A 16,412-nucleotide genomic window follows, 5' to 3' on the forward strand; every position below is an offset into this window, starting at 1 on the left:
GGCACTCAACCCTCTTCTTGATCGGCCGCTGGCTTGATCAGTGGCTGGCGGAGCGACTGCCGCTCCAGAGCAGCTCGCCGCTGCGCAGCTCCATCAGGGTCATCGACAGCCGATAGCGGCTGCCCTCGGCCACCAGATCCCCGTACAGCATGTAGCTGGCGCCGGTCTGGCGACCGAGCCGCACCAGGGAGGCCGGGTTCATCCTGCCCTGCTGATACTCAAGCTGGCCGGTGATGGCCGCCACCTGACCTGGGTCGACAAAGCGAAAACCGCTCTTGCTCTGGATGCGCTTGCTCATGGCCGCCGCCATGGCGCGAGTATCCACCGGCTCGCCGGTGCCGTTCTGGGGCGGGGTGAGCAGCAGCACCGGCTGACCGGTTTGCGCCAGCTCCCGCACCTCGGGGGCCTGCACAAAGGCATCGGCCATGGCCAGCGCCAACCCGGTCGGCGCCACCGGCTTGGGCAACGGCGCCCCGGCATCCGGCTTGGTCACCGGCTTGTCCGGCTGCACCACGGGGGCATCCGGCTCACTCACCGGAGCCTGAGTGCCGCCGTAGGGATTGACCGCACAACCGCCCAGCAGCAGGGCCCCCACCATCAACAAGGAACGCAGTTTCATCTTTTCTCTCCGCCAGAAGTCCGTAAACGGGCATCAACCACCACCCGCATGGCGGAGCCCCTGCCCCGCATCCTCCTTATGCTAGAGACAAACCCCGGCGGGGTCGATGCACCCACCACCACAGGGCGACAGAGACTGGCGAAGCGGAGGGCACAAAAGGGTGGCCAGGCTTCACCCGATTCCGTTAGGGTAGCCTGAGCCCAGACGCCAGAGGTGCCCCCATGCACGGACCCGACCCCGCCAACCCGCACCCCATGGCGGGCTTCCCCCAGGTGTGCTTTATCAAGAACACCATCAAGGGGCCCAATATCGAGGTGGGTGACTACACCTATTACGACGACCCGGAGGATTCGGCGGGCTTTGAACGCAACGTCCTCTACCACTTCCCCTTCATCGGCGACAAGCTGATCATCGGCAAGTTCTGCGCCATCGCCCGCGGGGTGAAGTTCATCATGAACGGCGCCAACCACCAGACCTCCGGCTTCTCCACCTACCCCTTCTTTATCTTCGGCAACGGCTGGGAGCATGCCGCACCCGCCCCGGGCAGCCTCCCCTACAAGGGGGATACCATCATCGGCAATGATGTCTGGATTGGCTATGACGCCCTGATAATGCAGGGGGTCAAGGTCGGTAACGGCGCCATCATCGCCGCCCGCTCCGTAGTCACCACTGATGTGCCCGACTACGCCGTGGTCGGTGGCAACCCGGCTAAAGTGATCCGCTACCGTTTCGACGACGACACCATAGCGCGCCTCAACGCCCTCGCCTGGTGGGACTGGCCGGTGGAGCAAATTAGCCGCCACCTGCCGCTGATAAGCAGCGGGGAAATTGGCGAGTTGGAGAGGGTGGGGTGATAGCTGCCCACCTGGAGACATTGATAAGAACCTCCCCCTACAGCCCTGGAGAGCACGGATCCATCACCAGATCAGTGCGTTACATGGGCATTTAAAACAATCAGGCCCTACATGGAGTTACCCGAATGACCGCACCAACACCCGTTTTCACTGTCGTCCACTCAACGCCGCCCGTCGAAACCTATCGCTATCTTCGAACCGCTGCCGGACTTAGCCCAAAGACGCTTGAAGCCGCAGAGCTTGGTCTGCCCAATACGCTGTTTGCCGTCCAGATATTTTGCGGTCAGACCGCCATCGGCATGGGTCGCATCATCGGAGATGGCGGGACATTTTATCAAGTGGTTGATATTGCAGTACTGCCTGAATATCAGGGTCAGGGGGTAGGCAAAAAGATCATGGCGGAGATCGCGGACTATATCGCCCGCGAAGTACCGGAGTCAGGCTATGTCAGCTTGCTGGCAGATGGGGAGGCTTACCGACTCTATCAACAATTCGGTTTCTCGCTCACGGCTCCTGCCAGTGTTGGTATGGGGCTTAAGCGGGTTGCCGTCGTAAAGTCCTGACCAATCATCCAGATGAAAAAGCAGGACAGCCAATGACATTCCAGCCCCTTGCCAACGACATACTCGTTATTCGCCCCTTCGAAGCGGGCGATGCCGACGAGTTTGTCCGCGCGGCCCACGAATCGGTCGAGACGGTCGGCAGCTGGATGAGCTGGTGCACTCCCTCGTTCAACAGGGAGCAGGCGCTGGCCTGGTTTGCCATCTGCGATCAGGAGCGCGCGGCGGGACGCGCCTTTGATATGGGCATTTTTTGCGCCACCACCGGCCAGCTCTTGGGTGGCGCCGGTATCAACCAGCTGGCCCCCCATCATCGCTACGGCAATATCGGCTACTGGGTGCGACAGTCCCGCCAAGGACAAGGCATCGCCCGACAGGCGGTCGCCCTGCTCCGTGACTTTGGCTTTCAGCAGTTGGGGCTATTTCGGCTGGAGATCGTGATGGGAGTCGGCAACAGCGCCAGCGAAGCCGTCGCCCTCGCCGCAGGGGCAACCTTTGAGTGCAGAGCAAGGAATCGAATTTTCCTCCATGGTCAGCCTATTGATGCACTTATTTATTCTCTTGTTCCAACAGGCTGATTTCTATTGCAGGGTGGATTTTCTAGGCTTATCTGTCATAGGTGGATGATGGTCATGGCAACCTCCCCCTTCCACTCCATGCTTTAGTCAAACATATTAAGTGCTCTCATATCTTCGAAGTCATAGATACATCACATTTCAACATATCTGCACTTCATATGAGACTTGCACAACAGTAAACTGATAAGTGTATTTATATCTTTAGTTTGAACAACTTAATTTTGGTATAAAAATGATCAGATCAATTACACTCCAAAATATTACCTCATATCATCCTACAACACCCACAACAATAACACTGAGTAAACAAAGAACAATCTTCTTTGGACAGAATGGTAGTGGAAAAAGTACCATAGGTCGCCTAATAAGCGCCCATGCAAAAGGAGAGCAGCTTAGCCAACAATCCAATGTCCAAAGCGATGAAAAGACAAGATATTATGTCTATAACAGCGACTTCATTAGAGAATCATTTTATGAATCAGCCTCCCAACCAGGTGTATTTACAGTTGGAAAGGATGATTCAAATGCTCAAGCTACTATAGTGGAGCTAGAAAAACAGAGGGAACTAAAATCCACTCAAATCAGTGAAGCTGAGATCCAAAGCAATGGAATTAGGCAGTCAAGAGATGAAATTCTAAAAAAATATCAAGATTCCGTTTATTCACATAAAAAACATTACCAACATGATGCCTTATCATACTGCCTAAAAGGAAGAGCTCAAAAAACCTCGTTCTTTAGTGCAGCCGAATCAGGCCGTAAAATTAATGAATTCACACTAGATGAGTTAATAAAAGAAAAAGAAAAAATCGATGCTTTCTCGGTTGAAGTGCCAATTAAACCTGAGTTTATAACTATTCATAAAACAGATGTCAATATCAATACTCTACTTGGTTCTCCTCTCGTAAATACATCAACATCTTATTTATCATCACTTATAGAAAAGTTGAATAGCCAACATTGGGTTCGAGATGGGCGTAAGTATATTGAACATACGAATGTCTGCCCATTCTGTCAAAAGACACCTACAAGTGAATTTAAAGAGCAAATTGAACAAGTTTTCGACACCCACTATGAAGATGCAATATCTAGCCTTGAAGAATATAAAGAAGAATATGAAGTATATATTCACTCTGTCAAGGAGTACTTAAATAGTAACAAATTAGCTTACATTGAAAGCGACCAAGAATACCAGAGTGCTCGGAAAGCATTCATTGACGCCATAGAGAAAAACAATGAAATGGTTGCGCATAAAATAAAACACCCCATAGAAGTCATAACTCTAATTGATCAAGAGCAATTGGCTGGAAAAATAAATGCCATTATTGATATGACCAGGCAAGAGATTGATGCATTTAGTTCACAGTTAGCACAGAAAAAAGTCACTGAGTCCAATATAGAAAAACAATTTTGGGGATTGATAAATGAAGCTCTGAGCAGAGTCTTTTCTGATTATAAAAAAGAATTAAAAATAAATGACTCTGAAATAGAAAAGAATCATAACATTGTTGTAAAACTAAAAAGTGAACTTGCAACTATAGATAAATATATTAGAGATCTTGCTGGAAGTATTGTTGGTATCGATTCTGCCTTAGACGCGATCAATAATAGACTTAAATCTATAGGTTTAGATAGCTTTGAATTAGTTAAACATCATGATGGAACATATTGCATTCATAGGGGTGGTGAAACAGACGCGGTATATCATACTCTTAGTGAGGGTGAAAAAACATTAATCACACTTGTCTATTTCATTGAGTTAGTTAAAGGTGACATAAACAGAAACGATTGCACTACTCCAAAAAATGAAAAAACTATTGTTATTGATGACCCCATATCCAGCCTATCATCAAATTATATATATGATGTTGCCACAATGATTCACAAGGATATCTTTGAAGAAAACTACGGTCAATCTATTGTCTTGACTCATAATTTATTTTTTTACCATGAGCTACTAAAGCAATCGGAATCTAATAAATTAGAAAAATTGTATGACCTCTATCGGGTTAAGAAAGATGAATACAGTAACATACATTCTCTAGGAAAGGATGAAATAAAAAATGACTATGAACTCTATTGGCTTGCCATTAGAGACTTCAAAGAAACCGGGAATTGGTCTCCACTTATTCCAAATGCAATGAGAAACATACTGGAACATTATTTTGCATTTGTACACAAGAATGACAAATTACATAAGGTAATTACAGCATTAGAGCAAACAGATCATCAATTCAAAGTTCTTTATAGATACTTAAATCGTTCTTCTCACTCTGATGCGATCAATATAACAGATATCAGTGTCGGTGATTATCAACGCTTCCTAGACATTTTCAAAAACATATTTGAAAAAACAGGAGATGAAGAACACTACCAGAAAATGATCAGTGCATAACAGCACGGGGAGAAATAATGAAGATGTTGCCGCCTTGGTATACCTCACTTACCGATTGGGCAGGGAGCGATAGTGTTTGCACACATCTTCCCAGCGACCAAAACGAAAGCGTTGGTAGCGCCGTACAGGAACACATTTGTGTTTCATGGCAGCCTCCTCGTCCGAAAACGACAGTGTTGGACACTGACATCCCTCACAGGGCCTCTGCGAGCTTGCATGTGGCTAAGCAAGAGAAGTGAAAGGCGGCAACGGCTGATAGGAGACAACAAACAGTGTTATTTGTCAATTAATACAGAAACATACATCTCATTTCCACAGTAAGGATTGAATCGCTAGCAGCTCCCATAATGGCAAGAGTGGCATCTGACGGTAGGCATGACCTTGGTTCCCCCTCTTATTCGCTGAGGCGAGCCCGCTTGTCCAGGCCGCGAGACAGGATGTCGAGCGAGCGGCGCCGGGCCATGGACGGCCCGTCGGCGTGTGCCGTCGGACAAGCGGGTGAGCCGAAGGAACCCGACGTAAGTCGGGCGAATAAGCGGGGGAGAAGACCTTTGGTGACTTTGGGTCTTTCCAAAGTCACTCGCCCCGGCCCGAAGGGCGGGCGAAACCCCTTCGAGGCCAGAGGCCTCGCGTCCTGCACGGCAAAGCCGTGCCATCGACTATCCCCCCGGACGATTACGCCTGACGGCTAATCGACCCTACGATTGCACGGCGCAGCCGTGCCTGCTTGCCACAGGCACGGTGTTTGACTGAACTCCCCGTATACCACTGGCAAAGAGGGGCGTGGCCGCCCCTATCGGCCCAGGAAGGGTTCCCAATCCTTGAACACCGGCTGCAACCCGGCCTGCCGCACGGCGGCAGCCACTTCACCCACCGGGCGGTCGTCATGGATGGCGAACTGCTCCAGCTCCTCCTCACCGCCGTCCGCATAGCCCCCCGGCTGGGTACGCGACTCTGCCGACATCTGGGTGATGCCAAGACGCACCGCACCGTTGCGAAACGCCGGCGATTCCCGGGTCGAGAGGGACAAGTCCAGGGTCGGCGAGAAGAGGCGCCAAGCGCAGATAAGCTGGGCCAGCTGACGATCCGACATGATGACGGCAGGCTCCAGCCCACCGGTGCAGGGGCGCAGGCGCGGGAACGAGAGCGAATAGCGGCTCTGCCAGTGGTGGCGCTCAAGCCAGGCGAGGTGCTCGGCGACGAAGTAACTGTCGGCACGCCAGTCCGCGGAGAGACCGATCAGCGCCCCCAACCCTATCTTGTCGATACCGGCGCGGCCGAGCCGATCCGGCGTGGCGAGACGCCATGCGATGTCCCGCTTGTTGCCGCGCAGATGGTGGCGGGCGTAGGTGGGGGCGTGGTAGGTCTCCTGATAGACCATGACCGAATCGAGGCCGAGGGTCTTGAGCTCAGCGTATTCGTCTTGGGAGAGGGGCTGCACCTCCATCGCCACCGTGCTGAAGTGGCGGCGGATGATGGGCATCACCTGCCGAAAATAGCCGAGCCCCACCTTGTGTTCGTGCTCGCCGGTCACCAGCAGCACGCTGTCAAAGCCGCGCGCCTTGATGGCGAGACACTCGCGCTCAATCTCCTCGTTATTCAAGGTCTTGCGCTTCAAGCGGTTGCTCATGGAGAAGCCGCAGTAGGTGCAGTCGTTGGCGCAGAGGTTCGACAGATAGAGCGGCACATAGAAGCCGATGGTGTTGCCAAAACGCTGGCGGGTCAGCCGCTCGGCCTCGGCCGCCATCTGTGGCAGATACGCCTCGGCGGCCGGGGAAATCAGCGCCATAAAGTCCGCCAGGGTGCGGCGGGGTGCGCTTAGCGCTCGCGCCACGTCGGCGGCAGTTTTGGCGCGGATCTGCATGCCGATATCGTCCCACTCCAGCGCCTGCCAACGGTCGAGAAAGGAAGGGGCGGTCTCTGATTCCATTGCCCCCGGCGCCCTCACCCCCAGCCCCTCTCCCTTATTTTGTGAAGAGCCGAGAGGGGGGCAATCCTCTGGCTGTGCTTGGTGCAAAGGGGAAGTGTTCATGGCCGCCCCTGTTTCATGACTCATAACGCCCCCAGAAAATCGGTCAGCGGGCTGGAGGCCTGGGCCTGCACGCCGCGCGCCCCCAGGCCCGCCTCATAGGCGCTACGGCCTGCCTCACAGGCCAACGCGAAGGCGCGGCCCATGGCGACCGGGTCCCCGCTCACCGCGATGGCGGTGTTGACCAGCACGGCGTCGGCGCCCAGTTCAAAGGCGGCGGCGGCGTGGCTCGGCGCACCGATCCCCGCATCCACCACCACAGGCACATTGGCCTGCTCGACGATGATGGAGAGAAACTCCCGGGTCACCAGCCCCTGGTTCGAGCCGATGGGGGCGCCCAACGGCATCACGGCGGCGCAGCCCACCTCTTCCAGCCGTTTGCACAGCACGGGATCGGCACCACAGTAGGGCAGCACCACAAAGCCCTCTTTGGCCAGCTGCTCGGCGGCTTTGAGCGTCTCGATGGGATCAGGCAGCAGATAGCGGGGATCGGGGTGGATCTCGAGCTTGAGCCAGTTCGTGCCCAGCGCCTCGCGGGCGAGGTGGGCGGCAAACACCGCCTCGGCGGCGGTCTTGGCGCCCGAGGTGTTGGGCAGCAGCTTGACCCCGAGTTTCAAAAGCGGGCTCAGGATATCGTCGTGGGCCTTGCCGGGTTCGAGGCGCTTGATGGCCATGGTGACGAGCTGGGAGCCGCTTGCCTCGATGGCGGCGGCCATCAGATCCGGGCGGGCAAACTTGCCGGTGCCGGTGAAGAGGCGCGAGGAGAAGGTGTGATCGGCAATGGTGAGCATGTCAGCCTCCCGCAATGGCGGTAAAGAGGTGGAGTTCATCCCCGTCATTGAGACGGGTTTCGGCCCAGCGGCCACGGGGTAGCACGGCGCCGTTAAGGGCCACCGCCACCCCCTGGGGATGGACGTCCTGGGCAGCCAGCAGGTCGGCCACGCTCTGCCCTGCCGCCAGCGGCTGGGCTTTATCGTTGAGTCGAATGGTCAAGGTCATGGGGTGATTTCCTTATCGTGTGTCGGGCATCGGCGCTGCCCGCAAACCGGGCAATCGGGATCGGGGGCCAGGGTGAGGGTCTGCCACTGATGGGCCAGCGCATCGAAACGGCGCAATGTGCCGGCAACCGGACTCGGCATCCCGAGCAGCAGTTTCAGTGCCTCCAGCGCCTGCAGGGAGCCCATCACTCCGACCAGCGGGCCGGTGACGCCGCTGGTCTCGCAGCTCTGGCTCACCTTGGTATCCTGCGGATAGAGGCAGGCGTAGCAGGCGTGATCGCTGTTTACTCGTGCCATAAGCTGTCCCTGCCAGCCCACTGCGGCGGCACAGACCCAGGGCTTGCCCTGGGCCACGCAGGCGGCGTTGATGGCCTGGCGGGTGGCGAGGTTGTCGCAGCAGTCGACAACCAGATCCACCTCTGCCACAAACTCCGGCAGGCTGGCGGCATCGAGGCGCTGATTGATGGCGATCAGCTCCACCAGCGGGTTGTGTTGGCTAAGGCGCTCGCGGGCCAGCTCCGCCTTGGAGTGGTTGACCGCCTCGGAGTCGAACAGGATCTGGCGCGGCAAATTGCTGGAATCCACCGTATCGCCATCGGCCAGCCACAAGGTGCCCACACCGGCCCCGGCCAGATAGAGGGCGAGCGGCGAGCCAAGCCCGCCCAAGCCGACGATCAGCACGGACTTATCTTTGAGCCGCGCCTGACCCGCCTCCCCCACTTCCGCCAGCATCAGCTGGCGGCCATATCGCAAATACTCAACATCAGAGAGCATGTTCCACCTCCCTTATGGCAGAGGCCGAGCATGGCTCATCCCCCGCCCCCACGGCCTCGAGCAGCCGCTCGGTCGCCCCCTGCCAGTCGTCGCTCGCCGTGATGGCCGAGACCAGGGCGATGCTGCCGACCCCACTCTCTTTTACCGCCGCGACCCGCTCCTCGCTGATGCCGCCGATGGCCACCGTAGGCCAGTCGCACATCAGGGCGCGGTAGCGGTGCAGCCGCGCCAGCCCCTGAGGGCGCGAAGGCATCGCCTTGGTGTTGGTCGGGAAGATATGGCCGAGCGCTATATAGGAGGGGGCCAGCTCGCGGGCCCGCATCAGCTCGAAGTAGCCGTGGGTGGAGATGCCAAGGCGCAGCCCGGCCGCCTGAATGGCGGCGAGATCGGCGGTCTCCATATCCTCCTGCCCCAGGTGCACGCCCCAGGCGCCCGCCTCGATGGCCTGTTGCCAGTAGTCGTTGATAAAGAGCCGCGCCCCATGGCGGCGACCGAGCGCTACCGCATCGCGAATGGCCGGTGCCACCTGAGCGGCGGGCAGATTCTTGATGCGCAGCTGTATGGTCTTGACCCCGGCCCCCAGCAGGCGCTTGAGCCACTTGACCGAATCCACTACCGGATAGAGGCCAAGGCTCTGCTCGGTCGGCGCAAAGGGGCCCTGCGGCAGGCGGGCACTGCTTGTCTCATACAGGCCGAAATGGCGATCCAGGGTTGAGCCTGCCAGCACGGCACGGGGGAAGTGGGCGAGATTGTTTGGCCAACCCAGGTGGGCGATGGGGCCGGGGCCCGCGCCCACCCCCTGCGCAGCTGCCAAGCCCTGTTGCAGGTAGGCGCGCGCCAGGGTGATGGCGTCCTCCACCGGGTAGTCCTGTGCTACCACGGCCGCGATGGCGCTGGCGTAGCAGCAGCCGGTGCCGTGGCCGTGGCGGGTATCGAGGCGCGGCGCGGCGAGCCAGAATTCGCGGGACTCGTCCTGGTAGTAGTCGAGGCAGAGATCCCCGCCCCACTCCAGATGGCCCCCCTTGACCAGCACGGCGCGGGCACCGAGTTCACGGAGCAGCCGTGCGGCGAGGCGCACCAGCTCGGGGCTGCTGACCGGCAGGCCGGTCAGGGCTTCCAGCTCGAGGCCGTTGGGGGTGATCAAGGAGAGGCGCGGCAGCAGGTGCTCGCGCACCGCCACCAGCATGCCGGGCTCCGCCATGGGGGTGCCGGTGCTGGCGATGGCCACCGGATCGTAGACCACGAAGGGAGCCTCGACGGTCGACAACCTGCGGGCCAGCACCTCCACGTGCAGCCGGGTCGGCAGCAGGCCAATCTTGATGGCGGCGGGTGGCAGATCCAGCCCCAGGGCGTCGATCTGGGCGGTGAAGGTCTGCATCAGCACGGGGTCGACCATCTTCACCGCCACCGAGTTCTGGGCCGTGATGGCGGAGATGACGGAGCAGCCGTGCACGCCAAGATCGTGCATGGTGTGCAGGTCGGCCTGAATGCCGGCGCCGCCGCCGGAGTCTGATCCCGCTATGGTCCAGACCACGGGACGCGGGGCCGCCGTCATGGCGGACAGGTCGGCGGGGCTGACAGCCCCGCGCTCGCTGCTCACGCCTCCTCCCCTGCGGCCTGCTTCAGGGTCGCCGCCTGGTGGTAGATCTCCCCACCGGTCTCCTTGAAGGTTTCCGCCATCCGCGCCATGCCGCTCTCCACCTCGGCCACCACCCGCTCCTGCTGGCCGTCCATGCCCACCATCTTGATCTCCACCGCCTCCAGCTTGGCCGCATAGTCGCGCACGTCCTGGGTGATCTTCATGGAGCAGAACTTGGGGCCGCACATGGAGCAGAAGTGCGCCACCTTGCCGGACTCCTGGGGCAGGGTCTCGTCGTGGTAGGCGCGGGCGGTGTCGGGATCCAGCGCCAGGTTGAACTGATCCTCCCAGCGGAATTCGAAGCGCGCCTTGGACATGGCGTTGTCGCGGATCTGGGCGCCCGGGTGGCCCTTGGCCAGATCAGCGGCGTGGGCGGCGATCTTGTAGGTGATCAGCCCCTGCTTCACGTCCTCCTTGTTGGGCAGGCCCAGGTGCTCCTTGGGGGTCACGTAGCAGAGCATGGCGCAACCGTACCAGCCGATGAGCGCGGCGCCGATGCCGGAGGTGAAGTGATCGTAACCCGGCGCGATGTCGGTGGTGAGCGGGCCCAGGGTATAGAAGGGCGCCTCGTGGCAGTGCTCCAGCTGCTCGGTCATGTTGCGCTCGATCATGTGCATGGGCACGTGGCCGGGGCCCTCGATCATCACCTGCACGTCGTATTCCCAGGCGATCTTGGTGAGCTCGCCCAGGGTGCGCAGTTCGGCGAACTGGGCCTCGTCGTTGGCGTCATAGACGGAGCCCGGACGCAGGCCGTCACCCAGCGACAGGCTGACGTCGTAGGCGGCGCAGATCTCGCAGATCTCGCGGAAATGTTCGTAGAGGAAGTTCTCCTTGTGGTGGGAGAGGCACCACTTGGCCATGATGCTGCCGCCGCGCGAGACGATGCCGGTGAGGCGCTTGGCGGTCATGGGCACGAAGCGCAGCAAGACACCGGCGTGGATGGTGAAGTAGTCCACCCCCTGCTCGGCTTGTTCGAGCAGGGTGTCGCGGAACAGCTCCCAGGTGAGGTCTTCGGCGATGCCGTTGGTCTTCTCCAGCGCCTGGTAGATGGGCACGGTACCGATGGGCACCGGGCTGTTGCGCAGGATCCACTCGCGGGTCTCGTGGATGTAGCGGCCGGTGGAGAGATCCATCACGGTGTCGGCGCCCCAGCGGGTGGACCAGACCAGCTTCTCCACTTCCTCTTCGATGCTGGAGGTGACCGCCGAGTTGCCGATGTTGGCGTTGATCTTCACCAGGAAGTTGCGGCCGATGATCATGGGCTCCGCTTCCGGGTGGTTGATGTTGCTGGGGATGATGGCGCGGCCGGCGGCCACTTCATCGCGCACGAACTCCGGCGTGATGTTCTCCGGCAGTCTGGCGCCAAAGCCCTGACCCGGATGCTGGGTGCGCAAGAGTTCTGAGCGAACCCGCTCGCGGCCCATGTTCTCGCGCAGGGCGATAAATTCCATCTCGGGGGTGACGATGCCGGCGCGGGCATAGTGCAGCTGGGTCACCCGGCGGCCCGGCTTGGCGCGGCGGGCGCTCGGCAGGTGTTCGAAGCGCAGGTGATCCAGCCCCTCGTCGGCTAGGCGCTCCTGGGTGAAGGTGGAGCTCAGCCCTTCCAGCGCCTCGGTGTCAGCGCGCTCCAGCACCCACTCCTCGCGCAGGCGCGGCAGACCGCGGCGCACGTCGATGGGGGCGGCGTCTTCCCCATAGGGACCCGAGGTGTCGTACACCGGCACCGGCTCGTTGGGCTCGAACTGGGGGGCTTCCTTGGTGCCGCCGACGAAGGTGTCCGCCAGTTGGATCTCCCGCAGGGGCACCCGGATATCGGGGCGGGAGCCCTGGATAAAGATGCGGCGGGAGTTGGGGTGGGCCATCCCCTTGAGGTTGTCGATAAAGGTCTGGGCGCTGGAGCGCTGCTCGCGGCGGCTGGATTTGGTGGTATCAGAAATATTGGTAGACATAGCAAAACTCACATTAACTGGTTGAAGTTATGGGTGTTTGCTTGTCTGGAGTTCGAGGAGAAGATGAACTTGCGGCGGGATGTGTTCGGGGGGAGTGAGTCGGGCATGGATCTTCCCAGCTCTGCCATCCCGGTGTTTCCCTAGTCTGGAAACCCGGCGCCCTATGGACGACCGGATGGGACAGCCTCCCCCTCTGCGCCTGAGCCATCGCGGGCGGTGCCCTTGATGGGTGGAGCCCTGCTCCTGATGAGCGAGGATTTGCCCCGGCGCGGTAACCCGCAAGTTACCCTTGTTTCCCTTCGCAGGTCTTAACCTGATCAGGTTCCACGGATCCCGAATTAACGGTCTCAGCTTAGCGTCGTTCGACGGTCAGCACTCCGACAAGATGGCGCCAGTATAAGTGGGGAAATGGAAAGCACAAGCCTTTAACAAGCCCGACCAGTGCAAACGAAAACCGGGCCAGAGGCCCGGTTCCATCACTACAACGCACTGCCGTTATTGATTGGCTGCTGGCGTCACGCTCAGGCTGACGTTGCTGAAGCCAAGCCCGGAGAGCTCTTGCGCATCGAGCGGGATCTCCAGTCTCAGGCCCTGTTCTCCCCCTCTCGCACTGAGAGCTCGAGGAGCCTTGCCATCCGCCGCGAGGGGCACGGGCGCACCGATTTCGATATTGCCAGCAAACTGGCTCTCGGCGCTGAAATCGCCGGTGATCCCCGCCCGCACCGGGCGCAGCACTCTGGCCAGGTTGTTCTGCATGGTAGACAGGCCGTTCTGCTGGATGGTCCAGTTCCAGTCCCACCACTTCACTTCACCCGGGATGTAACGCTTGTCCCACTGGTAGCGAATGCTGCTCGCCTTGTCCTTGTACGGCCCGATGACGAAGGTGTGGTTCCAGTTCGGGCGATTGTCCGGATGGGTATACCAGGCATTGCCACCCCAACGCAGGAAGCCACTCAGGGTCAGGTCATAACTGACATCGGCCTTGAACTCATAGGGATAAGAGATATCAGCCTTGTAGAGCTCGATCTTCACCGGGATCTTGGAGCGGGCCGGCACCGTCGGCCGCACGGATTGCGACAGGGAGGTGGTGGTAGAACCCCCGTTCTGGGATGCCCATGACTGGTTGGCCGCAATCTCGATGGAGAGTTCGGTTTCCCCTACCAGTGGCCACTTGAACTTGTTCTTGGTAGTCACCTTCTCGCTCAGGCCATAGGTATTGGTCTTGGACCAGTTGGTGGCGGTATCGTAACGCAGGGTGACGTCATACCCGGATTGCGGGGTGTCACTGTCGTTGATCGCCCAGCCCACCACCGTCTTGACCAGTTGGCGATCAGACTGGGTCACGTCACCATGTTTGAAGCTGTCGGGGTCCAAATTGTACGCAAAATTGCTGACCTTGATGGACGTCTTCTCGCCACAACGATAACCCTCGCAACCGCCGTCATTGTTGCCACGGATCACCCAGCCATCGCCATCGCGGGTCACATCCATGTCTTCACCGACATATTGGCTGTGATTGCCGCCCACCCAGGCATAACCGAGATAATGCGCCAGATAGCTGGTTGGCTTGATGAAATTCGCGCTGTCGTGTACCAGTCGCCACTGCACATCCACCTCATCACCATCTGGAATATCCAGGGCTGACAAGGTGGGTATTTCTCCGGTAACAGGATTGACAGGGTAACACCAGGTATTGGACGCCGAGCCAGGTTTTATTTCACCATTATAACCCGGTCCCATTATTACCCAGCCGTTGGCCAGACCGCTTATTTGCCACTGGCCCATCATATTGACAATATTACTTTTAACGCTCTGCGCTTCTTCTCGAGTAATAGGGCGATACTTGTCGCCACAGACCTCCTGACCCAGCGAGAACAGGCGCAACTGGTCTGGATAGACGGGCTCTGCCGCGTGAGCCTGGGCCATCAGCAGGCCGGATATGATCAATGACAAGCCAGTTATTTTTAGTTTTTGCATAGCAACCCCAATATATTGAAACATTGACATACATTCACCAACGCTTATATATCCGCAGGTGACATGTGAGTACGACAATATCAGTCATATTGGCTTCAATATGCGATCCAGACCACGTTTTGATGCATGTATAACATTAATAAAGTAATTAATTGAAGGCTTTTTGATATTAACAAAAATAATATCAGAGCATTCACTTTATTATTTTATTCATCACTTAATCATACTTCAGAATATAGACAAATAGATATTTCTAATTTAGCAATATATATATTAAGTAGCGGGATGACATGGCTCTTATTCTGGTTCATCTTCCGGATTGGCTATCAGGATCTCGGTCAGGCGGCCCTGCAGGTTACGACTGAGCACCAGTTTGCGGCCCGGTTGCAGGTCGGCCGGGCTGCCATTCAGCCAGCGAGTATCGTCATCGAAGGACAGCACGCCAAGCCCCTGCAACCGCAGGGCGCGGCCCGTGACGGCCAGCAGGGAGGCTTCGGCCCGGCGCCACTGGCTGGTCGGCAAGAATCCGGCGATGGCGTCGGCCATGCCAATGCGCTCGGCGACTCCATCACGGCTGAGGATGGCCAGACGCATGCCGGGTCTGAGTTCATCGTTGCCTGCCACCCCGCTCAGCGCGGCATTGCCGAGCTCGAGTTCGGCCCCCTGAAACTGCAGGCGCAGGCCATCGTTGTGTTCCAGCTCCACCAGCCAGAGTTCGCCATCGGCGGCCAGAGCGCAGAGCGGCAGCGCCAGCAGCAGGAGGGAGGTGCGTGTCATAGCAAAAGGCCCATAGTGAAACCGTGCGAGGTTTAACTATGGGCCCGCTGAGTGGTTTTTTCCGCCCGGTTCGTCTTGCCGTGCGTCAATCATCCTCGCGGCAGCGGCTCAGGCGCATGCCGTCAAACTTGCACTCCAGCTCCAGCCAGCGTCCTTCGAACGGGGCCAGGCTGTCGTCCGAGGTAACATAACCCCAGATCCGCCCCTGTTCCACCGGCCCTTCCAGATCCATCTCGTCATCCTCCTCCAGCTTCTCGACCTCCCGAATAAGCCGCAGCTCGCCCTCAACCACCCCTTCCAGGTCGACCCAGGTACCGCCGAGATCGTCCTCTCTCAGCCCGTCCTTGAAACGGGTCTGTTCGTCGAGCACAAAGGGAATGCCGTTGACCATCAGCTGGCCCAGCTGCCAGGTGGTGCGGCCGGTCAATTTGAACTCCGCCGACTGCGCAGCGCCGAATGGCAGCAAGATCAGCAGCAGGAGAGTGCAGAGAGACTTCTTCATCGGGGATCCTCGGGGTTACACTGCCACACAGGATGCCTCATCCGGTGTGAGATGACCGTGAAATGGCGGTCGGAACCAGGAGATCAAAGCATGAAAATACTGGTGGTGGAAGACAATCCCCAGGTCGCGGAAACCATCATGGATTATCTGGAGCTGGCTGGCCACCGGCTGGACTGCGCCTACCACGGCCAGGCGGCCCTGCAGTTGCTGGCCGAGCAGCGCTTCGACGTCATCATCATGGACGTCATGATGCCGCGCCTCGACGGTCTCAGCACGGTGGCCCGCCTGCGGGAGCAGGGGATCCCAACCCCAGTGCTGTTTCTCACCGCCCGCGACAGCCTGGATGACAAGCTGGCGGGCTTCAAGGCCGGCGGCGACGACTACCTGGTCAAGCCGTTCGCCATGGAGGAGCTGGAAGTGCGGCTGCAGGCGCTGGCCCTGCGCGGCCCCCGCAGCGACATGGGAGCGCTGTGCGTGGGCGAGCTGACCCTGGATCCCGCCAGCGGCCGCGCCACCCGGGCCGGGGTCGAGCTCAAGCTCGGCAAGATCCCGTTCCAGATCCTCACCCTGCTGGCCCGCCGGGCCCCCGCGCTGGTCACCCGCCAGGAGGTGCTCGACACCGTCTGGGGCGACGAGGAGCCGGACTCCGACGCCTTGCGCAGCCACATCTATGCCCTGCGCAACGCCCTCGACAAGCCCTTCCCTGCTCCCATGCTGGAAACCCTGCACGGCCAGGGCTATCGACTGGTGACCCCATGACGGGC

The 16,412-nt window shown here is 58.6% G+C and carries 15 protein-coding genes and 1 riboswitch; of the genes, 5 read left to right on the top strand and 10 right to left on the bottom strand.

Annotated features, from left to right (window positions below):
* Positions 1 to 37: 37 nt before the first annotated feature.
* Positions 38 to 619, bottom strand: a complete 582-nt coding sequence (locus AB5Y98_RS14525) for a penicillin-binding protein activator LpoB (protein ID WP_206866288.1) — start codon at positions 617 to 619, stop codon at positions 38 to 40.
* Positions 620 to 840: 221 nt separating this feature from the next.
* Between AB5Y98_RS14525 and AB5Y98_RS14530 the strand changes: the two genes are divergently transcribed.
* From AB5Y98_RS14530 to AB5Y98_RS14545, 4 genes are all read left to right on the top strand, one after another.
* Positions 841 to 1,473, top strand: coding sequence for a Vat family streptogramin A O-acetyltransferase (locus tag AB5Y98_RS14530; protein ID WP_368232154.1), 633 nt, complete (start codon positions 841 to 843; stop codon positions 1,471 to 1,473).
* Positions 1,474 to 1,598: 125 nt separating this feature from the next.
* Positions 1,599 to 2,036, top strand: a complete 438-nt coding sequence (locus AB5Y98_RS14535) for a GNAT family N-acetyltransferase (protein WP_017787373.1) — start codon at positions 1,599 to 1,601, stop codon at positions 2,034 to 2,036.
* A gap of 32 nt (positions 2,037 to 2,068) precedes the next feature.
* Complete coding sequence (locus tag AB5Y98_RS14540) at positions 2,069 to 2,611, top strand: GNAT family N-acetyltransferase (RefSeq protein WP_368232155.1); 543 nt, start codon at positions 2,069 to 2,071, stop codon at positions 2,609 to 2,611.
* Between the two features lie 232 nt (positions 2,612 to 2,843).
* Positions 2,844 to 5,003: an AAA family ATPase gene (locus tag AB5Y98_RS14545; RefSeq protein WP_368232156.1), complete on the top strand. Its 2,160-nt coding sequence runs from the start codon at positions 2,844 to 2,846 to the stop codon at positions 5,001 to 5,003.
* A gap of 793 nt (positions 5,004 to 5,796) precedes the next feature.
* Here AB5Y98_RS14545 and thiH read toward each other — a convergent pair.
* The 9 genes from thiH to AB5Y98_RS14590 all read right to left on the bottom strand — a co-directional run bounded on the left by thiH (position 5,797) and on the right by AB5Y98_RS14590 (position 15,648).
* The gene (gene thiH / locus AB5Y98_RS14550) at positions 5,797 to 6,933 is read right to left on the bottom strand and encodes a 2-iminoacetate synthase ThiH (RefSeq protein ID WP_368232157.1); all 1,137 of its coding nucleotides are present in this window, start codon (positions 6,931 to 6,933) and stop codon (positions 5,797 to 5,799) included.
* 122 nt (positions 6,934 to 7,055) lie between these two features.
* Entirely contained in the window at positions 7,056 to 7,823 is a 768-nt protein-coding gene (locus AB5Y98_RS14555; RefSeq protein ID WP_368232158.1) for a thiazole synthase, read from the bottom strand.
* Between the two features lies 1 nt (position 7,824).
* Complete coding sequence (gene thiS, locus AB5Y98_RS14560; RefSeq protein WP_042009043.1) at positions 7,825 to 8,031, bottom strand: sulfur carrier protein ThiS; 207 nt, start codon at positions 8,029 to 8,031, stop codon at positions 7,825 to 7,827.
* Positions 8,028 to 8,804, bottom strand: coding sequence for a ThiF family adenylyltransferase (locus AB5Y98_RS14565; protein WP_368232159.1), 777 nt, complete (start codon positions 8,802 to 8,804; stop codon positions 8,028 to 8,030). Before AB5Y98_RS14565 ends, thiS begins: the two co-directional genes overlap by 4 nt.
* Positions 8,794 to 10,404, bottom strand: a complete 1,611-nt coding sequence (gene thiE / locus AB5Y98_RS14570) for a thiamine phosphate synthase (RefSeq protein WP_368232160.1) — start codon at positions 10,402 to 10,404, stop codon at positions 8,794 to 8,796. The genes AB5Y98_RS14565 and thiE overlap by 11 nt, the downstream gene beginning before the upstream one ends.
* A complete protein-coding gene (gene thiC / locus AB5Y98_RS14575; RefSeq protein ID WP_368232161.1) occupies positions 10,401 to 12,392 on the bottom strand; it encodes a phosphomethylpyrimidine synthase ThiC in 1,992 nt (663 codons plus the stop codon). Before thiC ends, thiE begins: the two co-directional genes overlap by 4 nt.
* Positions 12,393 to 12,668: 276 nt before the next feature.
* Positions 12,669 to 12,782: riboswitch (TPP riboswitch) on the bottom strand.
* A 105-nt stretch (positions 12,783 to 12,887) separates the two neighbouring features.
* Positions 12,888 to 14,369 carry a beta-barrel pore-forming toxin aerolysin gene (gene aerA, locus AB5Y98_RS14580; RefSeq protein ID WP_139433122.1) on the bottom strand — a complete coding sequence of 494 codons (1,482 nt, stop codon included), beginning with the start codon at positions 14,367 to 14,369 and terminating at the stop codon, positions 12,888 to 12,890.
* 297 nt (positions 14,370 to 14,666) lie between these two features.
* On the bottom strand, positions 14,667 to 15,146 hold the full coding sequence (locus AB5Y98_RS14585; RefSeq protein WP_043170693.1) for a hypothetical protein: 480 nt from the start codon (positions 15,144 to 15,146) through the stop codon (positions 14,667 to 14,669).
* An 85-nt stretch (positions 15,147 to 15,231) separates the two neighbouring features.
* Positions 15,232 to 15,648: a hypothetical protein gene (locus tag AB5Y98_RS14590; RefSeq protein WP_010635345.1), complete on the bottom strand. Its 417-nt coding sequence runs from the start codon at positions 15,646 to 15,648 to the stop codon at positions 15,232 to 15,234.
* Positions 15,649 to 15,738: 90 nt separating this feature from the next.
* On the opposite strand from AB5Y98_RS14590, the gene AB5Y98_RS14595 reads away from it, so the two are divergent.
* A complete protein-coding gene (locus AB5Y98_RS14595) occupies positions 15,739 to 16,407 on the top strand; it encodes a response regulator transcription factor (protein ID WP_010635346.1) in 669 nt (222 codons plus the stop codon).
* The last annotated feature ends 5 nt before the right edge of the window (positions 16,408 to 16,412 follow it).

The organism is Aeromonas sp. s3 (genome assembly GCF_040907805.1).
GTDB lineage: Bacteria > Pseudomonadota > Gammaproteobacteria > Enterobacterales > Aeromonadaceae > Aeromonas > Aeromonas dhakensis.

Bases quoted from the DNA above. Each gene is read 5' to 3' on its own strand.
- thiC (WP_368232161.1), bottom strand. From the start codon at position 12,392: ATGTCTACCAATATTTCTGATACCACCAAATCCAGCCGCCGCGAGCAG.
- thiS (WP_042009043.1), bottom strand. From the start codon at position 8,031: ATGACCTTGACCATTCGACTCAACGATAAAGCCCAGCCGCTGGCGGCA.
- AB5Y98_RS14525 (WP_206866288.1), bottom strand. From the start codon at position 619: ATGAAACTGCGTTCCTTGTTGATGGTGGGGGCCCTGCTGCTGGGCGGT.
- AB5Y98_RS14555 (WP_368232158.1), bottom strand. From the start codon at position 7,823: ATGCTCACCATTGCCGATCACACCTTCTCCTCGCGCCTCTTCACCGGC.
- AB5Y98_RS14585 (WP_043170693.1), bottom strand. From the start codon at position 15,146: ATGACACGCACCTCCCTCCTGCTGCTGGCGCTGCCGCTCTGCGCTCTG.
- aerA (WP_139433122.1), bottom strand. From the start codon at position 14,369: ATGCAAAAACTAAAAATAACTGGCTTGTCATTGATCATATCCGGCCTG.
- AB5Y98_RS14535 (WP_017787373.1), top strand. From the start codon at position 1,599: ATGACCGCACCAACACCCGTTTTCACTGTCGTCCACTCAACGCCGCCC.
- AB5Y98_RS14530 (WP_368232154.1), top strand. From the start codon at position 841: ATGCACGGACCCGACCCCGCCAACCCGCACCCCATGGCGGGCTTCCCC.
- AB5Y98_RS14540 (WP_368232155.1), top strand. From the start codon at position 2,069: ATGACATTCCAGCCCCTTGCCAACGACATACTCGTTATTCGCCCCTTC.
- AB5Y98_RS14590 (WP_010635345.1), bottom strand. From the start codon at position 15,648: ATGAAGAAGTCTCTCTGCACTCTCCTGCTGCTGATCTTGCTGCCATTC.
- thiH (WP_368232157.1), bottom strand. From the start codon at position 6,933: ATGGAATCAGAGACCGCCCCTTCCTTTCTCGACCGTTGGCAGGCGCTG.
- AB5Y98_RS14565 (WP_368232159.1), bottom strand. From the start codon at position 8,804: ATGCTCTCTGATGTTGAGTATTTGCGATATGGCCGCCAGCTGATGCTG.
- AB5Y98_RS14545 (WP_368232156.1), top strand. From the start codon at position 2,844: ATGATCAGATCAATTACACTCCAAAATATTACCTCATATCATCCTACA.
- AB5Y98_RS14595 (WP_010635346.1), top strand. From the start codon at position 15,739: ATGAAAATACTGGTGGTGGAAGACAATCCCCAGGTCGCGGAAACCATC.